Raw genomic sequence first — 22908 nt, 5'->3', positions numbered from 1 at the left:
GCGAGGGATCAGCGCCAGTGCGGTGGGCGATCCAGCGTGACGGGCAGTGTCGTCGCCGCGTCCCCGCGGGCCGCGTTCACCTGGAACTGGGTGAGGAACAACGCGCCTCGGAGGTTGGCCCCGCGCACGTCGGCGGCCCGCAGGTCGGCGCCGATCACGTCCGCGCCGGTGAGATCGGTGCCGCGCAGGTCCGCCCCGACGAGCAACGCCCCGCGCAGCGACGCACCGCGCAGGTCACGGCGGCGCAGGTCGGCCCCGGCGAGGTCGGCGCCGCGCCGGTCGAACCGCTTCCGCGGACCGGGCGCTGCCGCCCGCACCCGCTCCCCCACCTCGCGCAGCACCGCGTTGACCCGGTCCCGCTGGGCCGGCGCGTCCACCTCGCGCAGCGCGTCGGCGCCGCCCGCGGCCAACACCTCCGTCTCCTCCTGCAGCTGCGCCAGCTCCGCGTGCAGGCCGGCGGCCTCCGGGCGGGCGAGCGCGTCCTGCAGGTACCAGAGCAGCTCGTGCAGCAGCCGCATCGTCTCGTACACGGCGAACATCGGCCCCGCCACCTCGGGACCCGCCCGCCAGCTGCGCCCCCCGAACGTCTCCTGCACCAGCCGCTGTCCCGCGCCGAAGCAGTCGTACACCGTGCAACCGGGGAAGCCCAGGTCACGCAGCTGGGAGTGCACGCCGCAGCGGTGGTCGTCCTGCAGGTTCGGGCACGGCGTGCGCGCCGGCTTGGTGATCGCGAAGTCCGCCGAGGCCGTGAAGGCCGGCACCACGCAGCACAACCCCGCACAGGCGGAGCAGTCGGCGCGGAGATCAGCCACGGTCCGACGGTATCCCGGCCCGTCACCCGATCCTGAGCGTGTCCCCCGCCACCTCGACCGCCAGCCGCACCAGCGGGGACCGGGCCGGGCCGCCGGCCACCGAACCGTCCGTGACGCGGAAGCGGCTGCCGTGGCAGAAGCAGTTGATCGTGCCGGCGGCGACCGCGCGGACCGTGCAGCCCCGGTGCGGGCAGGTGGCGTCGAAGGCGGCGAACGTGCCGGCGACGGGCTGCGTCACCACCACCCCGTCGACGATCACCCCGCCGCCGACGGGCACCGAGCCGGCCGCCACCTCCGCGCGCACGTCGCGGAGTATGCGGCGCCGGTCACGGCCGCGCCACGTTCTCCAGGTCCTCGAAGATCAGCGACGTGCGGGTGGAGTGCACGTCGGGCAGGGCCTGCAGCTGTTCCAGCACGACGCGGCGCAGGGCGTCGTTGTCGGCGGCGCGCACGAGCAGGATGACGTCGAACTCGCCGCCGACGAGCGCCATGTGCCGCACCTCGGGGATGCCGCGCAGCCGTTCCCGCAGCTCACGCCAGCTGCTCTGCCGCACCGACAGCGTCACGTACGCCGACGTGCCCATGCCGGCGCGCGCCGGGTCGACGACCGCGGTGAAGCCGGTGATCACCCCGGTCTCGCGGAGCCGTTCGAGCCGCACGTAGGCGTTGGCGCGGGAGATGCGCACCTGCTCGGCGAGTGCGCGCACGGACAGCCGCCCGTCGGCCTGCAGGTGGGCGAGGATGCGCCGGTCGATGTCGTCCAGAGCGTCCATCGAATCCCTCCCGAACGTCTCGCGATCGGGACGGATTGTGACATCTCGTCTACCCGACGGCCGCCGCTTCGCGGATCTCGGCGATCCGCACCGGCCGGCCCGAGTGCAGCGAGCGGGTCGCCGCCTCCGCGATCCACGCGACCGCCACCGCGTCGTCGACGGTGCACGGGACCGGTGCCCGACCTGCGACGACCTCGACGAACGCCGCCAGCTCGGCCCGGAACGCCGCGGCGAGCCGGTCGATGAAGAACGTGTGGGGCGGCCCGGCCGGGAACGTCGCGCCGGGGTGGGTGTTGCGCAGCGGCAGCCCGTCGTCGAGCCCGGCGGCCACGCTGTCGGCGACGCCGTGCACCTCCAGCCGCACGTCGTAGCCGCGGCCGTTGTAGCGGGTGTTGGAGACGAGCCCGAGGGTGCCGTCGTCGAAGGTCAGCACGGTGGCGGCCGTGTCGACGTCGTTCGCCTCGGCGAAGAAGGCCGCTCCGCCGTTGGAGCCAGTGGCGTAGACCTCGACGACCTCGCGACCGGTCACCCAGCGGACGGCGTCGAAGTCGTGCACGGCGCAGTCGTGGAAGATCCCGCCGGACCCGGCGATGTACGCAGCCGGCGGGGGCGCGGGGTCGAGGGTGGTCGACCGGACGGTGCGCAGCCGCCCCAGCTCCCCCGCCTCGACGGCGGCCCGCGCAGCCAGGAACGCCGGGTCGAACCGGCGCGGGAACCCGACGTGCACCGGCACGCCCGCCGCCGCGACCGCGGCAGCCACCCGCTCCGCCTCGGCCGGGGTCGCGGCCAGCGGCTTCTCGCAGAACGTCGGGATGCCGGCGGCGACCGCGGCCAGCGTCAGCTCGGCGTGCAGCCCGGTCGGGGCGGCGATCAACACCCCGTCCACGCCGGAGGCGAGCAGCTCCGCCGGCGTGTCGACGGCCTCGGCTCCCACCTGCGCGGCGACGCGTGCGGTCACCTCGGGCAGCGCGTCGGTGACGACGAGTGAGTCGACGGTGTCGAGAGCCGCGAGCGTCTCGGCGTGGAACGCGCCGATCCGTCCCAGCCCGATCAGTCCGATGCGCATGTCAGTCCAGCCCTCCGAACACGTTCTGGTCCCAGTCGATGACGGAGCCGGTGACGACCCCGCTGCGGTCGCTCAGCAGGAAGACCACGAAGTCCGCGATCTCGTCGACCTGCGCGAGCTTGCCCATGGGCAGCTGCTTCGCCGCCTCGGCGACCCAACCGTCCTGCGCGCCGTGCGCGGTCCGCTGGATCACCTCCTCGCCCTCGGTCTCGGTCCAGCCGATGTCGAGGCCGTTGATGCGGATGCGGTCGAAGCGGTGCGCGTGCGCCGCGTTGCGCGTCAGCCCGGCCAGGCCCGCCTTCGCCGCGACGTAGGGCGCGAGGTGCGGCGGCCCGCCGTGCTCGGCCGACGAGATGACGTTGACGATCGACCCCGGCGCGCCGCGGCGCAGCATGTCCTGCACGGCCGCCTGCATGAGGAAGAACGGGCCGCGCAGGTTGATGGCGACGTGCCGGTCGAACAGCTCGGGCGTCGTGTCGAGGAGCGTGCCGCGGTCGACCAGGCCTGCCGAGTTCACCAGCGCGTCGACGCGGCCGAACTCAGCCACCGTCGCTGCCACCGACGCCTGCGCGGACGCGACGTCGGCGACGTCGGCCTGCACGAACCGTGCGCCCATGTCGGCGGCGACCTGCTCCCCCAGCTCGGCGCGCCGGCCCGTGATCACCACCTGGGCACCCTCGCGGACGGCAGCCCGGGCCACCCCGGCGCCGACGCCCTGGGTGCCGCCGCTGACCAGCACCACCTTGTCGGCCAACAAGCTCACGATGTCCTCCTCCGTGCAGAATGGGCGGCGAGCCGCGACCGGAACATCTCGGGCGGCCACCGCTGCGCCAGCGCCCGCCGGACGACGTCGGCCTGCGTGGGCGGGGCCAGCCCGTCGACGGGCGGATCGCGGTCGAGGTTCGTCGGGAACGCGTAGCCCTCGGCGGCCGCGGCGATGGCGTGCTGCGGATCGGGGTGCGCGGCCAGTGCCGGGTAGATCGCGGCGCACACGCGCTCGCGGTCGACGCTCTCCATGGCCCGGCCGAACGCGGAGGAGACCTGCAGGAGGTTCGCGATCCGGCGCTGGTCGGCGGTGGTGTTGGTGCCGGCGCCGTGGACGACGGCGGGGTTGAAGAACGCCGCGTCACCCTTCGCCAGCGGCAGCTGGACGTGCCGCTCGACGAACAGCTGCCGGAAGTCGGTCCGGTTCATGGCCAGGTAGCCGGGCAGGTACTTCTGCGAGTGCGGCAGGTAGAGCGTCGGCCCCGTCTCGACGGGCATGTCGGTGTGCGCGACCGCACCCTGCAGCGTGAGCACGGGCGAGAGCCGGTGGACGTGCGGCGGGAACCGCTCGATCACCGCGCTCGGCAGGAAGCCGAGGTGGTAGTCGCGATGGCCGACCTGGGCCTGCCCGCCCGGCCGCACGACGTTGACCTGCGAGGTCACCTGGTAGCCGGGGCCGAGCCAGGCGTCCGCGGCGAGGGCGATCGCGGGGTTCGCGTAGTAGTCGACGAACACCTCGGGCGCCCGCACCGCGAGCTTCTCGAGCGCGTTCCAGACGCGGTCGTTGGCGCCGGCGGCCGCGAAGTGGTCGGCTCCGCTCCCGCCCTCGTCAGCGATGATCTCCTCGAAGACGGCGGTCGCCCGGTCGACCACCGCGGTGTCGGGGTAGGCGCCGCGCAGCACGACCACGCCGGGCCCGTCGGCGAACGCGCGGACGAGCTCGGCGCGGGTCGCCGCGGGATCAGCGGCGAGCAGCGCGCCCGCCTCGTAGACGAGGACCTCCTGCTCGACGCCCGCGGCCAGCGGGAAGTCGGCGGGGGTCGTGCGCTCGTCGAGGACGGCGATCAGGTCGTCCACCCGGCACGCGTCCTCGGTGAGGTGCTGGTCGGTGACCGGCATCGGTACCTCCGTTCGGTGCAGCAACCCCGTCGAGAACGACGTTGCGGTGATCAAAAGGGCCTGTTGATCACCACAAGTTCGTTCTCGACAAAGCCGGGGGCACCTCAGTGCGTCGGCCGCGGGGACATTCCCGCCGCCGTGTAGGCCGCGTCCAGCAGCTCCGCCTGTTCCACCGCGTCGTCCAGGTCCAGCGGGAAGGGGTGCTCGCCGCGCAGGTGCGCGACCAGCGCCTCCAGCTGGTACGTGTACGTGGTGCGGGTGCCGAGGTGCTCGGTCCGCTCCTCACCGTCGACGGTGATCGTCACGCGGTCGTCGAGGTGCGGCAGCACCGCGTTGTGCGCGACCGCCTCCCCGCGGGTGCCGACCAGCCGACAGGTGGCCACCAGGGTCGGTGCGGCCATGTGGCAGTGCGCGATCCCGGTGACGCCGTCGGCGTGCTCCAGATCGGCTTCCAGCCACTCGTCGACTCCCGGGTGACCGGCCCGCTCCCCGGCCCGCGCCGTGACGACCCGCGGCGACGAGCCGAGCCAGCGCTGCAGGTGCAGCGTGTAGCAGCCGAGGTCCATGAGCGCGCCGCCGGCGAGCTCCAGCTGCCAGCGCGGATCGGTGTCCGGCGGGGCGGGCACCCGGAAGTAGGACTCGATGCGGCGCAGCTCGCCCAGCTCGCCGGAGTCCAGCAACGCGCGCAGCCGCCGCACCACCGGGTGGTGGACGTGGTGGAACGCCTCCACGACCGTCAGCCCCGAGGCCCGCGCGACCTCGGCCACCGCCCGCGCCTCGGCGGCGTTGCTGGCGAACGGCTTCTCCGACAGGACGTGCTTGCCGGCCGCGATCGCGCGCAGGTTCCACGGCCCGTGCAGGCTGTTGGCCAGCGGGTTGTAGACGAGGTCGACCTCGGGATCGGCGAGCACGTCGTCGTAGGTCGCGTGCGCCTTCTCGATGCCGTGCTGGGCCGCGTACGCCTTGGCCCGTTCCGGGTCCCGCGCGGCGACGGCGACGATCCGCGCCCCGATCGCCCGCGCCGGGTCGACGATCGCCCGCTCGGCGATGCGGGCGGCGCCCAGGATGCCGATCCTCATGCGAGCAGCTCCTGCAGTGCCTCGACGCTCGTCCGCACGTCGGTCAGCGGGCCCTCACCCTGCGGCTCCTCGGTGAGGATCGTGTCCTGCTCCAGCACGTACCAGCCGGTGTAGTCGCGGCCGCGCAGGTGCCCGACGATCGCGGCGAAGTCGACGTCGCCCTGCCCGACGGGCCGGTACATGCCCTCCCGGACGGCCTCGGTGTACGTGCGCCGCCCCGACTGCACCTGCCTGGCGAGCCCGAGGTCGACGTCCTTGACGTGCGTGTGCGCGATCCGGTCCGGCACCTGGCGGGTCAGCTCGGCGGGGTCGGTGCCGCCGATGAGCAGGTGGCCGGTGTCGAGGCACAGCGCGATCGACGAGCCTTCCAGGACCTTCTGCACGTCGGACGTGTTCTCCACCATCGTGCCGACGTGCGGGTGCAGGACCGCCCGCACGCCGTGCTCGGTGGCCAGCGCGGCGAGCCGGTCGAGGTTCCCGAGCAGCGTGCGCCAGCCGGTGTCGTCCAGCTCGGGACGGGCGTCGTAGCCGGTCAGGCCGGTGTCCGCGGAGAGCACGAGCACGTCGGAGCCGGTGGCCGCGTACCCGGCGAGGACCTTCTCGACCTCCGGCGCCGGGTCGTGGTCGGCCCGGTGCAACTGGACGGGCACGAACCCGCCGATGGCCTGCAGGTGGTGCTCGGCCAGCACGGCGCGCGGGTCGGCTGGCAGGAACCCGTCCGGCCCCCACTCGGTGGCGGCCAGCCCGACCTCCTGCATCTCCGCGAGCACCCGTTCCGGGCTGAGCTGGTAGCCCCAGCCCGGCACTTCGCACACCCCCCACGAGATGGGTGCGCCGGCGATCTGACTCATGCTGTGTCCTTTCGGGCGCCTTCGGCGCAGCCCCTTCGGGGAACACCTTCGGTGCTCATACGGGTACCTCCAACGAGACGGTTCGGCCGCTCCGCCACGACTCGGTCGCGGCGGTGGCCAGGTCGGACGCCGCGATCGCGTCGCGGCCGGTGACGCGGGGTGGGCTGCCGTCGCGCACGCAGCGGGCGAACGCGTCCAGCTCGGCCGCGTACGCGAACGGGTAGCGCTCCTCGAAGTCGCGGGCGAACCCGCGGGTCGCCGCGCCGGGCGTGCGCCACTCCAGCCCGCGCGGATGCGGGTTGTCGATCCGTGCCGTGGCGAGCGTGCCCATGACCTCGGTGGAGCACTCGTAGCCGTACCGCGCCGACCGGGAGTTGTCGATCACGCCGAGCGCGCCGGACGCGAACCGCAGCACGACGACGGCGGTGTCGATGTCGTCGTTGGCGGCGAACGCGGGATCGGCCGCGGCGCCGTGCGCGGACACCTCGGCGACCTCGCCGCACAGCCAGCGCGCGACGTCGAGGTCGTGCACGGTGACGTCGGCGAAGAAGCCGCCGGAGTGGGCGAGGAACGCCGGGTTCGGCGGGTCCATGTCGCGCAGCGAGGTGCGGAACAGCTGCACCTGCCCCAGCTCACCGGCCGCGATCCGCTCGGCGGCGGCGACCCAGTCGGGATCGAACCGGCGGTGGAACCCCACCTGCAGGGCCACCCCCGCCTGCTCGCACGCCTCGACGGCGGCGAGCGCCGCGTCCCGGTCGAGCGAGAGCGGCTTCTCGCAGAACACCGGGACGCCGGCGGCCGCCGCCTCGATCGTCAGCGGCGCGTGCGTGGCCGTCGGCGACGCGATCGCGACGGCGGCACAGCGGTCGAGCAGCTCCGCGAACGTCGCCACCCACGGCACCTCGAACGCCGCGGCCACCTCCTGGGCGGCCGCGGTGTCCGCGTCGTACACGCAGGCCAGGTGCGCCTCGGCGCACCGGCCCCGCAGGTTGCGCGCGTGCACGCGGCCGATCCGGCCGAGCCCGGCCAGCCCGATCCCCACCGTCACGTGTCGAGCCCCAGGTTCTCCGCTGCTGCGGTCGCGCCGAGCTGGGCGCCCACGGCCTCCAGCTCGTGCGCGGCCTCGGCCGCCGCGCCCCCGCCGCGCTCGAGTTCGTGGCTGAGCGCCTCCAGCTCGGCACCGCCGGCCATCAGCGCGGTCAGCTCGTCCCGGGTGATCTCGCCCTTGGCGAAGTCACCGAGGCTGCGGCCGCGCTTGAGCAGCATGAACCGGTCGCCGACGGGATAGGCGTGGTGCGGGTTGTGGGTGATGAAGATGACGCCGAGGCCACGCTCCTTGGCCTGCAGCACGTACTTCAGCACCACGCCCGCCTGCTTGACGCCCAGCGCCGCCGTCGGCTCGTCGAGGATGAGCACCTTCGCCCCGAAGTGGACGGCGCGGGCGATCGCCACGCACTGCCGCTCGCCGCCGGACAGGGTGCCGATCGGCTGGTCGACGTCGCGCAGGTCGATGCCCATGTCGAGCAGCTCGGCCTTCGCCGTCTTCCGCATGGCGTCGGCGTCGAGCCGCGCGAACGGCCCCTTGCCCTTGCGGATCTCCGAGCCCAGGAAGAAGTTGCGCCACACCGGCATGAGCTGCACGACGGCGAGGTCCTGGTAGACGGTGGCGATGCCGCGGTCGAGCGCGTCGCGCGGCGAGGCGAGCCGGACGGGCTCGCCCTCCACCCGGAACTCTCCGGCGTCGTGCTGGTGCACCCCGGCGAAGATCTTGATCAGGGTGGACTTGCCGGCGCCGTTGTCGCCGAGCACGCACGTGACGGCGGCGGCCTCGACCTTCGTGCTGATGTCCTGCAGCGCGATCACGCTGCCGAAGAACTTGGAGACCGACTCGATCTCCAGGAGCGGCGCCATCTCATCTCCTCGTCTGCGAGGCGTAGCGGCGGACGACCTGGTTGGCGAGCACGGCCAGCAGGAGCATCGCGCCGAGGAAGAACTTGAACCAGTCGCTGTCCAGGCCGGCGTAGACGATGCCCTGGTTGGTCATGCCGAAGATCAGCGCGCCGATCGAGGCGCCGATGACCGACCCGTAGCCGCCGGTGAGCAGGCAGCCGCCGATCACCGCGGCGACGATGTAGATCAGCTCCTCGCCGAAGCCCTGGCTGGTCTGCACCGACGTCTGCTCGATGAGCTTCAGCGAGCCGACGAGCCAGGCGAACGCGCCGACCGTCATGAACAGCGTGATCGTGGTGCGCTTGGCCGGCACGCCGACGTTGCGGCTGGCCACCGGGTCGCCGCCGGTGGCGAAGGTCCAGTTGCCGAACCGGGTGCGGGTGAGCACCCAGGCCCCGATCGCGGTGACGACGATCCACCACAGGATCTGGATCTTGAAGTCGACGCCGAAAATGTTGATCTTGGCGGCGAAGATCGGCCGCACCGTGTCGTAGAACGGCACGGTCGCCATGCCGCCGACCGACACCGTGCCCGTGATCAGCTTCGTCACGGCCAGGTTGAGGCCCTGCAGCATCAGGAACGTGGCGAGGGTGATGATGAAGCTGGGCAACCCGGTGCGCGTCACCAGGTAGCCGTTGACGAAGCCGACGCCGAGGCAGAGCGCCAGCGACACCAGCAGCGCGACCCAGATGTTCAGGCCCCACTGCGTGGTCATGACGGCGGTGGCCAGGCCCGAGGTGCCGGTGAGCACGCCGGCCGAGAGGTCGAAGTGCCCGCCGATCATCAGCAGGGCCACCGCGACGGCCATGATCCCGAACAGTGACGCCGGGTCGAGCCAGTTGGAGATGCCGGCGAGGGAGTAGAAGTTCGACGACGCGACGGCGAACACGACGAAGAGCACGACGGCGCCGATCAGCGACCCGATCTCGGGACGCAGCACGAGCCGCCGGACGATGCCGACCTGGGCGACGCGCTCGTCGGCGGACGGTGGGGTCAAGGTTGTGGTCATGAGGTCCTCCCCGGACCGGACGGGGAGCCGGTGACCCGGCTCCCCGTGCCGGGTCCTAACGGGTTCCCTGTCCGGCCAGGCCCTTGACCTTGGCGGCGTTGTCCTTGGTGACGTAGCCGGGCCCGGTCAGGACGGGCTGGCCGCCACCGACGGTGTTCAGGTTCGACTTGTAGAGCGTCAGCATCACGATCGGCAGGTAGCCCTGCGTGTACTGCTGCTGGTCGACGGCGAAGAGCATCTTCCCGTCGGCGATCGCCTGGGTGACGTCGGCGTTGAGGTCGAACGTGGCCAGCTTGGCCGACGAGCCGGAGTCGCCGACGGCCTTGATCGCGACGGCGCCGATGACCGGGCCGAGGGTCAGCACGCCGTTGATCGACGGGTCGGACTGCAGCTTCGACTTGATCGTCGCCTCCGCGCCCGACGGGTTCGAGTTCTCGACCTGCAGACTCTGCACCTCGCCGCCGAGCCCCTGCGCGTAGCCCTGGCACCGCTGCTCCAGGCCGATGTTGCCGGCCTCCTGGATCACGCACAGGGACTTGGTGACGCCGGCGGCCTTCATCTGCTCGCCGGCGCCCTTCCCGGCGATGATCTCGTCCTGGCCGACGTGCGCGAGCGCGCCGAAGGCCTTCGACTTGTCCTGCCCGGAGTTGATCGTGATCACCGGGATGCCGGCGGACACGGCCTTCTTGATCGAGGCCTGCAGGGCATCCGGGTTGGCCATCGAGACGACGATCCCGTCGGCCTTCTCGTTGACGGCCGCGTCGATGAGCTGGGCCTGCTTGGCCGGGTCACCACCACTGGCCTGGTAGTTGACGGTCACCCCCTCGTCGCTGCCGGCCTTCTCGGCGCCCTTCTTGACGACGTCCCAGAACGTGTCGCCCGGCGCGCCGTGGGTGATCACGGAGAACTTGTAGCCGTAGCTGCCGGCTCCGCCACCGCCACCGCTGCTCGCGGGGCTGGCGGGTTGACCGGTACCGCTGCACGCGGCCGTGGCGACCAGCACCAGGGCCGAGGCGGCGACGATGACGCCCTTGCGCAGTTTCATCGGGGGGTCCCTTCGGTGAGTGGGGCGGTGCAGTACAGCTCCGGCTTCGGGCGCAGCTCGACCCGTTCCCGCGTCCCCGAGCGCAGGGCTGCGAGGCCGGCCTCGCAGCAGGCGGTGGCGGCGTAGCCGTCCCACGCCGTCGGTCCGACGGTCAGGTGGTCGCCGCTGTCAGCGCTGCTGGCGATCACGTCGATCCAGGCCCGGAACTCGGCGTCGAACGCGGTGGTGAACCGCTCGATCCATTCGCCGGGGATGCGGGTGTGCGCGGCGCCGGCGCGCTTGACGACCGCGCCGGCGCTCTCCGAGAGCTCGACGGTGCCGTCCTCGCCGACGACCTCGCCGCGGATGTCGTAGCCGAAGCCGGCGTTCACCGACGCCTCGACGTCGACGAGGATCCCGCTCGCCATCTCCAGGATCAGCAGCTGCGGGTCGCGGAACCCGGGCTGCGCCTTGCGCGACACCCGCCCGGACAGCACGGTGACCGCGACGATCTCCTCGTCGAACATCCAGCGGGCCACGTCGATGTCGTGCACCGCGGTGTCGGTCACGATCATCTCGCTGGTGAACCAGTCCGGCACCGACGCGTTGCGGTGCGCGGCGTGCATGAGCAGCGGCGCGCCGATCGCGCCGCCGACCACGACCTCCTTCATGGCCAGGTACTGCGGGTCGTCGCGGCGCATGAACCCGACGGTCACGAGCCGCCGGCCGGCGGCCACCTCGGCGTCGAGGATGCGGTCGCACGCCTCCCGCGTCGGGGCCAGCGGCTTCTCGCAGAACACCGGCCTGCCCGCGGCGATCGCGGCCAGCACGTACTCCTCGTGCGTCGCGCCCCAGGACGCGACGACGACGGCGTCAACCGCGTCGATGAGCTCGGCGGCGGAGGCGAAGACCTGCGCTCCCACCTCGGCGGCGACGGCCGCAGCCCGCTCGGCGTCGGTGTCGGCGACCGCGACGACCTGCGCCCCGGCCGTGCGGCGGGTCAGCCGCAGCGCGTGGTCGCGGCCCATCACGCCGGCGCCGATGACGCCCACGCGGATCGTCATCAGGTCGCCGTGGGGAAGTGGAAGGACGCAGCGCTGTCCTGGGACACGCGCGGCCACCGCGACGTCACGACCTTGGCGCGCGTGTAGAACGAGACGCCCTCCGGCCCGTGGATGTGCTTGTCGCCGAACAGCGAGTCCTTCCACCCGCCGAACGAGTAGTAGGCCATGGGCACCGGGATGGGCACGTTGATGCCGATCATCCCGACCTTCACGCCGCGCTGGAACCGCCGCGCCGCCTCGCCGGACGAGGTGAAGATGGCGGTGCCGTTGCCGTACGGGTTGGCGTTGATCAGCGCGATCGCCTCGTCGACCGTCTCGGCGCGGACCACCGACAGCACCGGGCCGAAGATCTCCTCGCGGTACACGTCCATGTCGCGGGTGACGTTGTCGATCACCGTGGGGCCGACGAAGAAGCCGTTCTCGTGGCCGGGCACGGAGATCCCGCGGCCGTCGACGGCGAGGGTGGCGCCCTGCTCGGCGCCGCTGCCGATGAGCCCGACGATGCGGTCGCGGGCCGCCGCGGTGATCACCGGGCCCATCTCGCTGTCGGCGTCGCGACCCGGCCCGACCTTGGTGTTGCGGGCCTTCTCGCTGACGGCGGCAACCAACTCGTCGGCCGCACCACCGACGGCGACGGCCGCGGAGATCGCCATGCAGCGCTCCCCCGCCGAGCCGAACGCGGCGGCCACGAGGTGGTCGGAGGTGTAGTCGACGGGCGCGTCGGGCAGGACGATCGCGTGGTTCTTCGCGCCGCCGAGCGCCTGCACGCGCTTGCCGGCGGCCGTGCCGCGCTCGTGGATGTAGCGCGCGATCGGCGTCGAGCCGACGAACGACACCGCGGCGACCTCCGGGTGGTCGAGCAGCGCGTCGACGGCCTCCTTGTCGCCGTGCACGACGTTGAACACGCCGTCGGGCAGGCCGGCCTCCGCCCACAGCTGCGCCACGTACTCGGCGGTCGACGGGTCGCGCTCGCTGGGCTTGAGCACGAACGTGTTGCCGCACGCGATCGCCACCGGGTACATCCACATCGGCACCATGGCCGGGAAGTTGAACGGCGTGATCCCCGCGCAGACGCCGAGCGGCTCGCGGAAGGAGAACAGGTCCACACCGGTGGAGACCTGGTCGGAGTACTCGCCCTTCAGCAGCTGCGGGATGCCGCACGCGAACTCGACGACCTCCAGCCCGCGCTGCACCTCGCCGCGGGCGTCGGAGACGACCTTGCCGTGCTCGTCGGAGATCATCTCCGCCAGCTGCTGGGTGTGCTCGACGATGAGCTGGCGGAACGCGAAGAGGATCTTCGTGCGCTGCGAGAGCGACGACTGCGACCACGACTCGAACGCGGCCGCGGCGGTGCGCACGGCGGTGTCGACGTCGGCGGCGCTGGCCAGCGGCACCTCGGCCTGCTGCTCGCCCGTCGCGGGGTTCCAGACGGGCGCCGTCCGCGTCGAGTCGCCGGTGGTGGGCTTGCCGCCGATCCAGTGGTTGACGGTCCTCATGGCTTCCTCCCGATCAAGGGGCGCTGGTCCGCCTTGTGCGTCTCGTAGGTCTTGCGCGCCTGGGTGGTGGAGTCGAGCTGCGCGACCTCGGCGACGGGCACGTCCCACCACGTCTCGTTGTCGGGCGACGGCGCGAGCGGGTCGGTCTCGATGTGGATCACCGTGGTGCGGGTGGCGGCGCGGCTGCGGCCGATGGCTTCGCGGAACTCCGCGATCGTGCGCACCCGGATGACGTCGGCGCCGAGGCTCGCGGCGTTCGCGGCCAGGTCGACGGGCAGCACGTCGCCGTCGAACTGCCCCGACTCCGTCCGGTAGCGGTAGCGGGTGCCGAAGCGCTGCGAGCCGACCGACTCCGAGAGCGCCCCGATCGAGGCGAACCCGTGGTTCTGCACGATGACGACGTTGAGCTTGATCCCCTCCGACACGGCGGTGACCAGCTCCTGCGCCATCATCAGGTACGAGCCGTCGCCGACGAGTGCGAACACCTCGCGATCGGGGGCGGCCATCTTGATGCCGAGCGCGCCGGCGATCTCGTAGCCCATGCAGGAGTAGGCGTACTCGACGTGGTACTGCTTCGCGTCCCGCGCCCGCCACAGCATCTGCAGGTCACCGGGCATGGACCCGGCGGCCTGGACGACGACGTCGCGGGCGTCCATCTCCTCGTTCAGCGCGCCCAGCACCTCGGTCTGCGCGGGCAGCGGCTCGTGGCCGGCGTGGAACGCGGCGTCGACGACGCCGTTCCACGCGGCGGTGTCCCAGCGCTGCGGCCAGCGCCGATCCAGCGCGTCGGTGAGGGCGTCGAGGGCCGCGCGGGCGTCGGCGACGACCATCTCGCCCGCGTGCTTCGCCGCGTCCAGCGCTGCGACGTTGATGTTGACGAACTGCACGTCCGGGTTCTGGAAGACGGTGCGGGAGGCGGTGGTGAAGTCGCTCCAGCGGGTGCCGATGCCGATCACGACGTCGGCCTCGCGGGCCAGCGCGTTGGCGACGGGCGAGCCGGTGGCGCCGACCCCGCCGACGGCCTGCGGGTGGTCCCACAGCAGCGCACCCTTGCCGGCCTGCGTGTCGCCGACCGGGATGCCGGTGGCCTCGGCGAAGCGGCGCAGCGCGTCGGTGGCCTCGCTGTAGTGCACCCCGCCGCCGGCGACGACCAGCGGTGCCTCCGCCGACCGGATGATCTCGATCGCGCGGGCCAGCGCCGCCGGTTCGGGCACCGGACGGGCGATGTGCCAGACCCGCTTCGCGAACAGCTCGTCCGGCCAGTCGTACGCCTCGGCCTGCACGTCCTGCGGCAACGCGAGCGTCACGGCACCGGCCGTCGCGGGGTCGGTGAGCGCGCGCATCGCGCCCAGCAGGGCGGACGGCAGCTGCTCGGGCCGCCACACGCGGTCGAAGAACACCGAGAGCGGGCGGAACGCGTCGTTGACGGAGACGTCGCCGACGTCCGGCCGCTCCAGCTCCTGAAGGACGGGCGTGGCGACGCGCGTGGCGAACACGTCGCTCGGCAGCAGCAGGACCGGGATGCGGTTGGTGGTGGCCAGCGCCGCGCCCGTCAGCATGTTGGTGGAGCCGGGGCCGATCGACGCCGTGCACGCCAGCACCTGGGTGCGGTTGCGCATGCGGGAGAAGCCGACCGCGGCGTGCACCATGCCCTGCTCGTTGCGGGCCAGGTGGTAGGGCATCTCGTCCTGCAGCTCCAGCAGCGCCTGCCCGACACCGGCCACGTTGCCGTGGCCGAAGATGCCGAACACGCCGGGGATCAGCCGCTGCTCGATCCCGTCGCGCTCGCTGTACTGGACGGTCAGGAAGCGGACGAGCGCCTGGGCGACGGTCAGCTTCATGCCTTCTCCTCCGTGGTGGTCAGTGCTGGATGTGCCGACTCCTCCGTCGTCGTCAGCGGGAGGCGCGGATCGATCTCCTGGTCCGCCCACGTGTCGCGGACCCAGCCGTGCGCCGGGTCGTCGCAGATCCGCCAGGCGCGCTCGGCGCCCGGACCGGCCATGACGTTGAGGTAGTAGAGGTGGTAGCCCGGCGTGGCCATGGACGGGCCGTGCCAGCCGTGCGGGATGAGCACGGTATCCCCGCTGCGCACCTCGGTGCACACGTCGATCTCGCGGCCCGGGCCGGAGGTGTAGACGCGCTGGAAGCCGGGGCCGTCGTTCTCGACCTCGAAGTAGTAGACCTCTTCCAGCACCGACTCGGTCGCGGTGTCCTCGTCGTGCTTGTGCGGCGGGAACGACGACCAGTTGGAACCCGGCGTCAGCACCTCCACGGCGATCAGCTTGTCGGCGTCGAACGTGCCGGGCATGCAGAAGTTGTTCACCTGCCGGCTGGACTGGCCGGCGCCGCGCAGCTCGACCGACACCTTCTCGGCGGGGCCGTAACGGGCGGGCAGCCGTCGGGTCGCGCGAGCGGCCGGGAGGGCGAAGCGGCCGCCGTCCGTCGAGGAGACGGTCACCTCGGCGTCACGGGGCACGTAGGCGAAGTCGGTGACGCGGGTGAAGACCCCGCGGCGGCCGGCCAGCTCGAACGTCTCCCCGTCGCACGCGACCGTGCACGCACCGGCCAGCGGAAGCACCACCATTTCGTCCTCGCCGGTGGCGAAGGTGGCGGACTCACCAGCGCCCAGCTCCAGGACGCGCAGACTGGAGTACCCCCACCCCGCGGTCTCCGGGGTGATCACCAAGGCAAACGTCCCGTCCGCGGTCTCCCCGCGCCGCACAACGTGTTCCGGGCTCACAACCCCACCCCCAGCTCCGTCGAGAACGAACTTATGGTGATCAAACAGCCCTGTTGATCACCACAACTTCGTTCTCGACGCGTGCCCGGGGTGCTCATAGGAGGCCTACTACCGTCGCCACCGCTGACTCCACGTCGTCGTCCGCCGGGTACAGCAGGCTCCGGCCGATCACCAGGCCTTGCACCGTGGGCAGGGCGAGGGCCTTCTGCCAGCTCGCGAACGCCTTGTCGGGGTCGGCCGAGACCTCGCCGCCCAGGATCAGCGCGGGCAGCGTCGTGGCGGCCATCGCGCGCTCCATCTCGTCGACGATCGGCACCTTCAGCCACGTGTGCGCGGAGGTGGTGCCGAGGCCGGCCGCGACCGTCATCGCGCGGATCATCGCCTCCGCGGACAGGTCGTTGCGCACCCTGCCGTCGACGCGATGGGAGATGAACGGCTCCACCATCGCCATCAACCCGTGCCCGGCCAGCTCGCTCACGGCCCGCCCGGACGCCTCCAGGGTCGCCGCGGTCGCGGGGTCGTCCGGGTCGATGCGGGTGAGCATCTTGCCGCCCTCGTACCCGGCCGCGGCGATGCTCGCCGCGTCGTAGGCGGTGAACCGGTCGTCGATCTCGAAGACGGTGCCGGCGAGGCCGCCCCGGTTCATCGACCCGACGACGACCTTGCCGTCCAGCGCGCCGAGCAGGAGCAGGTCCTCCAGGACGTCCGGGGTGCCGAGCACGCCGTTGACCTCGGGCCGCGACAGCGCCAGCACCAGCCGTTGCAGCAGGTCGGCGCGGTCGGCCATGGCGAGCGGACGGTCGCCGGCGCGCAGCGCACCGCGGGCGGGGTGGTCGGCGGCCACCATCATCAGCCGCCCGTGCGCCCCCAGCAGCGACGTGGGCCGCCGCCGGTTCGCCGCGGCCGCCGCGACCGCGCCCGGCCGCCGCACCCGGGTCTCCACCAGGGTCTGCAGCAGGTCAGGCACGAGCCACCTCGCGCGCGGACCCCAGCAGCACCGCCTGCTCCACCTCGTCCGGCGTCGGCATCGCGTCGGCACAGGCCAGCCGCCCGGCGACGATCGAGCCGGCCGCGTTGCAGAACCGCATCGCGCGCTCCAGGTCCCAACCGGACAGCAGCGCGTGGCACAGGGCGCCGCCGAACGCGTCACCGGCACCCAGCCCGTTGACGACGTCGACGGGCACCGGCGGCACCTCGACGACCTCGCCGTCCCGCGACGCGAGCACCCCGGCCGGCCCCTGCTTGACGACGGCCAGCTCGACGCCGGCGGCGTGGAGCGCGGCAGCCGCGGCCCGGGGCTCGGTCTCCCCCACGGCGGTGTCGCACTCGTCCAGGTTGCCGACGGCGACCGTGACGTGCGGCAGCGCCTGCTGCACCCAGCGGCGGGCCTCCTCGCGGGAGTCCCAGAACATGGGCCGGTAGTCCAGGTCGAGCACGGTGATCCCGCGCTTGCCCCGCGCGCGCAGCGCCTCCAGCGTCGCCGAGCGGCTGGGCTCCTGCGAGAGCCCGGTGCCGGTCACCCAGAACACGTCCGCGCCGCGGACAGCGTCCCCGGCCTCTGTAGAACCGTCCAGCTCGTGGGGGTGGATCTCCAGGTCCGGAGCCTTCGGGAAGCGGTAGAAGTACAGCGGGAAGTCGTCCGGCGGGAAGATCTCGCAGAACGTCACGGGCGTCGGCAGGTGCGCCACGGGCGTGACGAACCGGTCGTCGACGCCGAAGCCGCGCAGGGCGTCGTGGATGAACTCGCCGAACGGGTCGGCACCCGTCCGAGTGATGACGGCGCTGCGCCGCCCGTGCCGGGCCGCGGCGACCGCGACGTTGCTGGGGCTGCCGCCGAGGTACTTGCCGAACGAGGTGACCTCGCGCAGGGAGACCCCGATCTGCAGCGGGTAGACGTCCACGCCGATGCGACCCATCGTCAGGACTTCCGGCTGCCCCGTCATCGGCGCGCTCCCTCCACGGTACGCGGCAAAGATGTACTCTCGCCCTATTCGCGTGTCAACACTTTGTCCTGACAAAGTCAGTTGGGGGTCGAGCATGCTGGTGCCCGATGTCGTCCTGGACCGCTCCAGCCCGGTCCCGCTCTACTACCAGGTCGCCACGCGCATGGAGCAGCTCATCGACCAGGGCGAGCTGCCGGCCGGCAGCCGGCTGGAGAACGAGATCGAGCTGGCCGATCGGCTAGGTGTCTCCCGGCCGACCATGCGCCGCGCCATCCAGTACCTCGTCGAGCGCGGGATGCTCGTGCGCAAGCGCGGCGTCGGCACCCAGGTGGTGCACCCGAAGGTGCGCCGGCCCGTCGAGCTCACGAGCCTCCACGACGATCTCGCGCAGAGCGGGCAGGAACCGCGCACCGAGGTGCGCTCGTTCACCGTCGAGCCGCTGACCGACCACATCGCCGACCTCATGGGCCTGGCCGCCGGCACCGCCGCCACGCACGTCGAACGGCTGCGCTTCGCCGGCGGTGAGCCGCTCGCGCTGATGACCAACATCGTGCCGGCCGACGTGCTGTCCCTCTCCGTCGAGGCCTTGACCGACCACGGCCTCTACGACCTGCTGCGGGCCGCCGGACGCGTGCCGCGCATGGCCCGCCAGGTCGTCGGCGCCCGCGCCGCCACCGCCGCCGAGGCGCGGCTCTTGGGCGAGCCCTCCGGCACCCCCGTCCTCACCATGACCCGCACCGCGTGGGACGCCGGCGGCCAGGCCGTCGAGTACGGCTCCCACATCTACCGCGCCTCCCGCTACAGCTTCGAGCTGACGCTCACCTCGGCATAGGCCCCCTGAGAGAGCGACCACAACCGGCCCTGTCAGCTTGACCCGCTCCGGCCCGCGGAGAGACGCTGGTGATCGTCTGCGGGTCACGTCGGCCCGCCGAGGAGAGGTGCAGCACGTGGACGGGCGATACCTGGTGCGTCGCCGCCACGTCGACCTCAAGCGCGTCAGCAGCGCTGCCTGTCGTACCCGCTGACCTCTGCCTCTTCCGCCCCTTCGGGCTCCTTCTGCGCAGCCGCGCGTTTTCGCGGCCTGCGCTGTCCGCGAAAGGTCCTCCCATGTCGCGCTTGACGCGTGCACTGCTTCTGCTCGTCCCCGCCGCTCTGCTGGCCGCCGCGTGCGCCGCTCCCGGCCAGGCGCCGGCCGGCCCGGCCGCCGACGGGAAGCAGACGGTCACCATCGGCGTCTCGGACGCCAGCGAGAGCTACTGGAACGTCTACAAGGCCAAGGCCGCCGAGGCCGGCATCACCGTCAACTTCGTCAACTTCACCGACTACAACCAGCCCAACCCGGCGCTGTCGCAGGGCCAGCTGCAGCTCAACGAGTTCCAGCACCTGCAGTACCTGGCCAACTACAACGTCAAGAACAACGACACGCTGGTGCCGATCGGCGCCACCGCGGTCTACCCGCTGCCGCTCTACTCGCTCAACCACGCCAAGCTCGAGGAGATCCCGCAGGGCGGCCGCGTCGCGATCCCGAACGACCCGACCAACCAGGCCCGCGCGCTGCTGGTGCTGCAGTCGGCGAAGCTGATCACACTGAAGGGCGGCGGCAACTCGCTGTCGACGCCCAGCGACATCGACCCCGTAGCCTCGAAGGTCCAGGTGCTGCCGGTGGACGCGGCGCAGACCGCGGCCAACCTCGCCGGCGTCGACGCCGCGATCGTCAACAACAACTACGCGACGGCGGCCAAGCTCGGCGAGGACAAGATCCTCTTCAAGGAGAACCCCGACAGCGACTCCGCCAAGCCGTACATCAACGCGTTCGTGGCGCGGGCGGCCGACAAGGACAACCCGACGTACCTCAAGCTCGCCGCGATCTACCACGACCCCGCCGTGATCGAGGCGGCCCGCAAGGACCTGGGCTCCGGCGGCATCATCAAGACCAACGACGCCGCCGACCTGCAGGCCACCCTGAAGCAGATCGAGAACACGCTCCGCACGGCGGGCCGGTGACCGTGGCGCCGGTGATCTCCTTCCGGGCCGCGTCGAAGACGTTCGCCGGGAAGACCCCCGTCCACGCGGTCGACACGGTCGACCTCGACATCGAGAAGGGCTCGATCACCGGCGTCATCGGCTACTCCGGGGCGGGCAAGAGCACGCTCGTCCGCATGATCAACGCACTGGAGCTGCCCACGTCCGGCACGGTCACCGTGGCCGGGCGGGACGTGGGCGGGCTCGGTGAGCGCGGGCTGCGCGAGCTGCGCGGCGACGTCGGGATGATCTTCCAGCAGTTCAACCTGTTCTCCTCGCGCACGGTCGCCGGCAACGTCGGCTACCCGCTGCGCATCGCGGGCTGGTCGAAGGAGCGACGCCGCGCGCGCGTGGCGGAACTGCTGGAGTTCGTGGGCATCGCCGACAAGGCGCGCAGCTTCCCCGGCCAGCTCTCCGGCGGGCAGAAGCAGCGCGTCGGCATCGCCCGCGCGCTCGCCACCGCGCCCGGCATCCTGCTGGCCGACGAGGCCACCAGCGCGCTGGACCCGGAGACCACGCAGGACGTGCTGGCGCTGCTGCGCCGGATCAACCGCGAGCTGGGCACCACCATCGTCGTGATCACCCACGAGATGGAGGTCGTCAGCTCGATCTGCGACACCGTCGCCGTGATGGAGGCGGGCAAGGTGATCGAGTACGGCCCCGTCTACGACGTGTTCGCCGACCCGCGCGAGCCCGCCACCCGCCGGTTCGTGCACAGCGTGCTGCGCGACCGCCCGTCCGAGGAGACCCTCGGACGGCTGCGGCTGGCCTTCCCGGGCCGCATCGTGACGGTGTCGGTGCGCGCCGACACCGACGCCCGATCCGCCTGTCCGACGTGCTGGCCGCGCACGACGTGCGCAGCACCATCGTCTACGGCGGCATCCGCGAGATCGCCGAGAAGCCGTTCGGCAGCGTCACCTACGCGCTCGACGGGGCGGCCGACGCCGTCGAGGCGCTGATCGCGGAGCTGCGCGACCGGACCACCGTCGAGGAGCTGACCCCATGACCGACTGGGACCGCCTGAGCCCGGTGCTGTGGCTGTCGGTGCAGCAGACGATCTACATGGTCTTCTGGACGATGCTCGTGGCCGGCCTGCTCGGACTCGTGCTGGGCGTGGCTCTGCACACCACCCGCCGCGGCGGGCTCCTGGCCAACGCGCCGGTGTTCGGCCTGCTCAACGTGCTGGTCAACATCATCCGGCCGATCCCGTTCATCATCTTCATCACGGCGGTCGGCCCGCTGACGCTGCTGGTCATGGGCACCACGATCGGCACCCGGTCGGTGCTGTTCCCGATGGCGGCGATGGCGACCTTCGTGATCGGGCGGATCGTCGAGCAGAACCTCGTGGCCGTCGACCACGGCGTGATCGAGGCGGCCAGGGCCATGGGCGCGAGCCGGTTCCGGATCATCTGGAGCGTGCTCATCCCGGAGGCGCTGGGCCCGCTCGTACTCGGCTACACGTTCATCTTCATCGCGGTGGTCGACATGTCGGCCATGGCCGGCTACGTCGGCGGCGGCGGGCTCGGCGACTTCGCCATCAGCTACGGCTACCAGCAGTTCAACTGGCCCGTCACGCTGGTCACCGTGGTGATCATCATCGTGATCGTGCAGGCCGCGCAGTGGGTGGGCAACCGGCTCGCCGGCCTGGTGCTGCACCGCTGACGTCCCGGCCGGCGACACGCTCGTGGTGGCATGGGGCACGTGGTGCTGGCCAACCGGGACGGCCGGTTGGTCCGCACTCACGACATCCACGTCGAGCCCCGCACCGACGACGGCGTGCCGTACAACCTCATCGACTTCCTCACGGACCCGGGCCCGGGTGTGCCGCCCGACCTGTTCGACGACTACCCCGAGGAGGTGCGGGCCGACCCGACCAGGATCGTCGACTTCGCCGATCTTCGCCGCAAGCTGCGCAGCACGGGGATCTACAGCTCCTTCCCGCTGGACGACGGCCTGGCCAACGAGTCGGACGATCTCGACGCCGTCCTGGACGGCCCGGCGGCCAGGGCGCGGACGGCCGAGCTGTTCGGCGCGGACCCGGGCGCGCTCGACAAGCCCTACGATCCGACGCTCTGCGTGGCCCGCCCGTTCCACGACTGGTGGGAGGCGCTGGGGATCGACCAGGCCTTCATGGAGGGCGCGCCGCACAAGATCCTCTCGGGTTGACCATGATTGACCCATGACCCTGCGGCGGCTCGGCTTCCTCACCATCGGCCTGTTCGACGAGGCCGACCCCGCGGCCGGTCACGAGACGACGCTGCGGATGATCGAGCTGGGTGAGCGGCTCGGGTTCGACAGCGCGTTCGTGCGGCACCGGCACCTGCAGTTCGGCATCTCGTCGCCTGTGGCGGTGCTGGCCGCGGCCACCCAACGGACGCACCGCATCGACCTGGGCACGGCGGTGATCCCGCTGGGCTGGGAGAACCCGCTGCGGCTCGCCGAGGACCTGGCCACCGTCGACCTGCTGTCGGGCGGCCGGCTCAACCCGGGGGTGAGCGTCGGCCCGCCGATGCAGTACGATGTCATGCGCGAAGCGCTGTACCCGGACACCGCCGACGTCGAGGACATGAGCGACGAGCGGCTGCGCCGGCTGCTGCGGATGGTCGCCGGGGAGCCGGTGACGGCACCGAGGGAGACCGTCGGCTTCGAGACGTTCTCCGACCGCGTGCAGCCGCACTCCCCCGGCCTGCGCTCCCGGATGTGGTACGGCGCCGCGAGCCTGGGCTCCGCCCGTCGTGCCGGCGAGCTGGGCATGAACCTGCTGACCAGCAGCGTGGTGCGCGCGGAGGGCGCCACCGACGGCTTCGCGGCGATCCAGCGCCGCCAGATCGACGCCTTCCGCGCCGCGCATCCGGCCGGGCGGGTGTCGCAGGGCCTCGTCGTCGTCCCGACCGACAGCGCCACCCCGGAGCAGCGGGAGCGGTACGCCGCGTTCGCCGCGGCCCGCACCCCGCGCACCGCCGCACCCCAGGGCCCGGCCGGCATCCTGTTCGCCCGCGACCTCGTCGGCACGTCGGCGCAGATCGCCGAGGAGCTGCGCGCGCACGCCGGATACCAGGCCGTCGACGAGGTGGTGTTCGCGCTGCCGTTCACCTTCGAACCGGCGGACTACGAGCAGATCCTCACCGACATCGCCACCCAGCTGGCGCCCGAGCTGGGCTGGGCGCCCTCCGCCTGACCCGTCCTGCCTCCCGA

Annotated in this window: 25 protein-coding genes and 1 pseudogene; 8 read left to right on the top strand and 18 right to left on the bottom strand. The window is 72.3% G+C overall.

Features of this window, described 5'->3' with window-relative positions; translation table 11 throughout:
* Nucleotides 1-8 precede the first annotated feature (8 nt).
* The 18 genes from ACQEVB_RS16095 to iolC all read right to left on the bottom strand — a co-directional run bounded on the left by ACQEVB_RS16095 (nucleotide 9) and on the right by iolC (nucleotide 17691).
* Entirely contained in the window at nucleotides 9-812 is an 804-nt protein-coding gene (locus ACQEVB_RS16095) for a pentapeptide repeat-containing protein (protein WP_432971373.1), read from the bottom strand.
* 22 nt (nucleotides 813-834) lie between these two features.
* The gene (locus ACQEVB_RS16090; RefSeq protein WP_432971370.1) at nucleotides 835-1116 is read right to left on the bottom strand and encodes a Rieske (2Fe-2S) protein; all 282 of its coding nucleotides are present in this window, start codon (nucleotides 1114-1116) and stop codon (nucleotides 835-837) included.
* A gap of 22 nt (nucleotides 1117-1138) precedes the next feature.
* Nucleotides 1139-1585, bottom strand: a complete 447-nt coding sequence (locus tag ACQEVB_RS16085; protein ID WP_432971367.1) for an Lrp/AsnC family transcriptional regulator — start codon at nucleotides 1583-1585, stop codon at nucleotides 1139-1141.
* 49 nt (nucleotides 1586-1634) lie between these two features.
* Nucleotides 1635-2651, bottom strand: coding sequence for a Gfo/Idh/MocA family protein (locus ACQEVB_RS16080; RefSeq protein ID WP_432971364.1), 1017 nt, complete (start codon nucleotides 2649-2651; stop codon nucleotides 1635-1637).
* 1 nt (nucleotide 2652) lies between these two features.
* Entirely contained in the window at nucleotides 2653-3414 is a 762-nt protein-coding gene (locus ACQEVB_RS16075) for an SDR family oxidoreductase (protein ID WP_432971361.1), read from the bottom strand.
* Entirely contained in the window at nucleotides 3411-4535 is a 1125-nt protein-coding gene (locus tag ACQEVB_RS16070) for a phytanoyl-CoA dioxygenase family protein (RefSeq protein ID WP_432971358.1), read from the bottom strand. The genes ACQEVB_RS16075 and ACQEVB_RS16070 overlap by 4 nt, the downstream gene beginning before the upstream one ends.
* A 104-nt stretch (nucleotides 4536-4639) precedes the next feature.
* Nucleotides 4640-5614 carry a Gfo/Idh/MocA family protein gene (locus tag ACQEVB_RS16065; protein WP_432971355.1) on the bottom strand — a complete coding sequence of 325 codons (975 nt, stop codon included), beginning with the start codon at nucleotides 5612-5614 and terminating at the stop codon, nucleotides 4640-4642.
* Nucleotides 5611-6465: a sugar phosphate isomerase/epimerase family protein gene (locus ACQEVB_RS16060; RefSeq protein ID WP_432971352.1), complete on the bottom strand. Its 855-nt coding sequence runs from the start codon at nucleotides 6463-6465 to the stop codon at nucleotides 5611-5613. Before ACQEVB_RS16060 ends, ACQEVB_RS16065 begins: the two co-directional genes overlap by 4 nt.
* 55 nt (nucleotides 6466-6520) lie before the next feature.
* Nucleotides 6521-7513, bottom strand: coding sequence for a Gfo/Idh/MocA family oxidoreductase (locus ACQEVB_RS16055; RefSeq protein ID WP_432971349.1), 993 nt, complete (start codon nucleotides 7511-7513; stop codon nucleotides 6521-6523).
* Nucleotides 7510-8376: an ATP-binding cassette domain-containing protein gene (locus ACQEVB_RS16050; protein ID WP_432971346.1), complete on the bottom strand. Its 867-nt coding sequence runs from the start codon at nucleotides 8374-8376 to the stop codon at nucleotides 7510-7512. Before ACQEVB_RS16050 ends, ACQEVB_RS16055 begins: the two co-directional genes overlap by 4 nt.
* Nucleotide 8377: 1 nt before the next feature.
* Nucleotides 8378-9424, bottom strand: coding sequence for an ABC transporter permease (locus ACQEVB_RS16045; RefSeq protein ID WP_432971343.1), 1047 nt, complete (start codon nucleotides 9422-9424; stop codon nucleotides 8378-8380).
* Between the two features lie 55 nt (nucleotides 9425-9479).
* Nucleotides 9480-10469 carry a sugar ABC transporter substrate-binding protein gene (locus ACQEVB_RS16040; RefSeq protein WP_432971340.1) on the bottom strand — a complete coding sequence of 330 codons (990 nt, stop codon included), beginning with the start codon at nucleotides 10467-10469 and terminating at the stop codon, nucleotides 9480-9482.
* Complete coding sequence (locus tag ACQEVB_RS16035) at nucleotides 10466-11512, bottom strand: Gfo/Idh/MocA family protein (RefSeq protein WP_432971337.1); 1047 nt, start codon at nucleotides 11510-11512, stop codon at nucleotides 10466-10468. The genes ACQEVB_RS16040 and ACQEVB_RS16035 overlap by 4 nt, the downstream gene beginning before the upstream one ends.
* Nucleotides 11512-13008, bottom strand: a complete 1497-nt coding sequence (locus tag ACQEVB_RS16030; RefSeq protein WP_432971334.1) for a CoA-acylating methylmalonate-semialdehyde dehydrogenase — start codon at nucleotides 13006-13008, stop codon at nucleotides 11512-11514. Before ACQEVB_RS16030 ends, ACQEVB_RS16035 begins: the two co-directional genes overlap by 1 nt.
* A complete protein-coding gene (iolD, locus tag ACQEVB_RS16025) occupies nucleotides 13005-14849 on the bottom strand; it encodes a 3D-(3,5/4)-trihydroxycyclohexane-1,2-dione acylhydrolase (decyclizing) (RefSeq protein WP_432971331.1) in 1845 nt (614 codons plus the stop codon). The genes ACQEVB_RS16030 and iolD overlap by 4 nt, the downstream gene beginning before the upstream one ends.
* The gene (iolB, locus tag ACQEVB_RS16020) at nucleotides 14846-15748 is read right to left on the bottom strand and encodes a 5-deoxy-glucuronate isomerase (protein ID WP_432971328.1); all 903 of its coding nucleotides are present in this window, start codon (nucleotides 15746-15748) and stop codon (nucleotides 14846-14848) included. The genes iolD and iolB overlap by 4 nt, the downstream gene beginning before the upstream one ends.
* Before the next feature lie 94 nt (nucleotides 15749-15842).
* Complete coding sequence (locus ACQEVB_RS16015) at nucleotides 15843-16715, bottom strand: Cgl0159 family (beta/alpha)8-fold protein (protein ID WP_432971326.1); 873 nt, start codon at nucleotides 16713-16715, stop codon at nucleotides 15843-15845.
* Complete coding sequence (iolC, locus tag ACQEVB_RS16010) at nucleotides 16708-17691, bottom strand: 5-dehydro-2-deoxygluconokinase (protein ID WP_432971323.1); 984 nt, start codon at nucleotides 17689-17691, stop codon at nucleotides 16708-16710. The genes ACQEVB_RS16015 and iolC overlap by 8 nt, the downstream gene beginning before the upstream one ends.
* A 94-nt stretch (nucleotides 17692-17785) precedes the next feature.
* Between iolC and ACQEVB_RS16005 the strand changes: the two genes are divergently transcribed.
* The 8 genes and pseudogenes from ACQEVB_RS16005 (at nucleotide 17786) to ACQEVB_RS15970 (ending at nucleotide 22891) form a co-directional block, all read left to right on the top strand.
* Nucleotides 17786-18523: a GntR family transcriptional regulator gene (locus tag ACQEVB_RS16005; protein ID WP_432971320.1), complete on the top strand. Its 738-nt coding sequence runs from the start codon at nucleotides 17786-17788 to the stop codon at nucleotides 18521-18523.
* A gap of 106 nt (nucleotides 18524-18629) precedes the next feature.
* The gene (locus ACQEVB_RS16000; RefSeq protein WP_432980385.1) at nucleotides 18630-18716 is read left to right on the top strand and encodes a putative leader peptide; all 87 of its coding nucleotides are present in this window, start codon (nucleotides 18630-18632) and stop codon (nucleotides 18714-18716) included.
* An 82-nt stretch (nucleotides 18717-18798) separates the two neighbouring features.
* Complete coding sequence (locus ACQEVB_RS15995) at nucleotides 18799-19695, top strand: MetQ/NlpA family ABC transporter substrate-binding protein (RefSeq protein ID WP_432971317.1); 897 nt, start codon at nucleotides 18799-18801, stop codon at nucleotides 19693-19695.
* A pseudogene (locus ACQEVB_RS15990) lies at nucleotides 19692-20150 on the top strand (ATP-binding cassette domain-containing protein); the annotation flags it as partial. The gene ACQEVB_RS15995 and the pseudogene ACQEVB_RS15990, both read left to right, overlap by 4 nt.
* Before the next feature lie 398 nt (nucleotides 20151-20548).
* Nucleotides 20549-20719 carry an NIL domain-containing protein gene (locus ACQEVB_RS15985; RefSeq protein ID WP_432971315.1) on the top strand — a complete coding sequence of 57 codons (171 nt, stop codon included), beginning with the start codon at nucleotides 20549-20551 and terminating at the stop codon, nucleotides 20717-20719.
* Complete coding sequence (locus ACQEVB_RS15980) at nucleotides 20716-21375, top strand: methionine ABC transporter permease (protein ID WP_432971312.1); 660 nt, start codon at nucleotides 20716-20718, stop codon at nucleotides 21373-21375. Before ACQEVB_RS15985 ends, ACQEVB_RS15980 begins: the two co-directional genes overlap by 4 nt.
* A 30-nt stretch (nucleotides 21376-21405) precedes the next feature.
* Nucleotides 21406-21879, top strand: a complete 474-nt coding sequence (locus tag ACQEVB_RS15975) for a hypothetical protein (RefSeq protein ID WP_432971309.1) — start codon at nucleotides 21406-21408, stop codon at nucleotides 21877-21879.
* A gap of 13 nt (nucleotides 21880-21892) precedes the next feature.
* On the top strand, nucleotides 21893-22891 hold the full coding sequence (locus ACQEVB_RS15970) for an LLM class flavin-dependent oxidoreductase (protein WP_432971306.1): 999 nt from the start codon (nucleotides 21893-21895) through the stop codon (nucleotides 22889-22891).
* Nucleotides 22892-22908 lie beyond the last annotated feature (17 nt).

This window comes from Pseudonocardia sp. CA-107938 (assembly GCF_050936315.1).
In the GTDB taxonomy this organism is placed as follows: domain Bacteria; phylum Actinomycetota; class Actinomycetes; order Mycobacteriales; family Pseudonocardiaceae; genus Pseudonocardia.
Note: the sequence above shows the minus strand (reverse complement) of the source record. Positions and strands in the feature narration are given on the sequence as shown.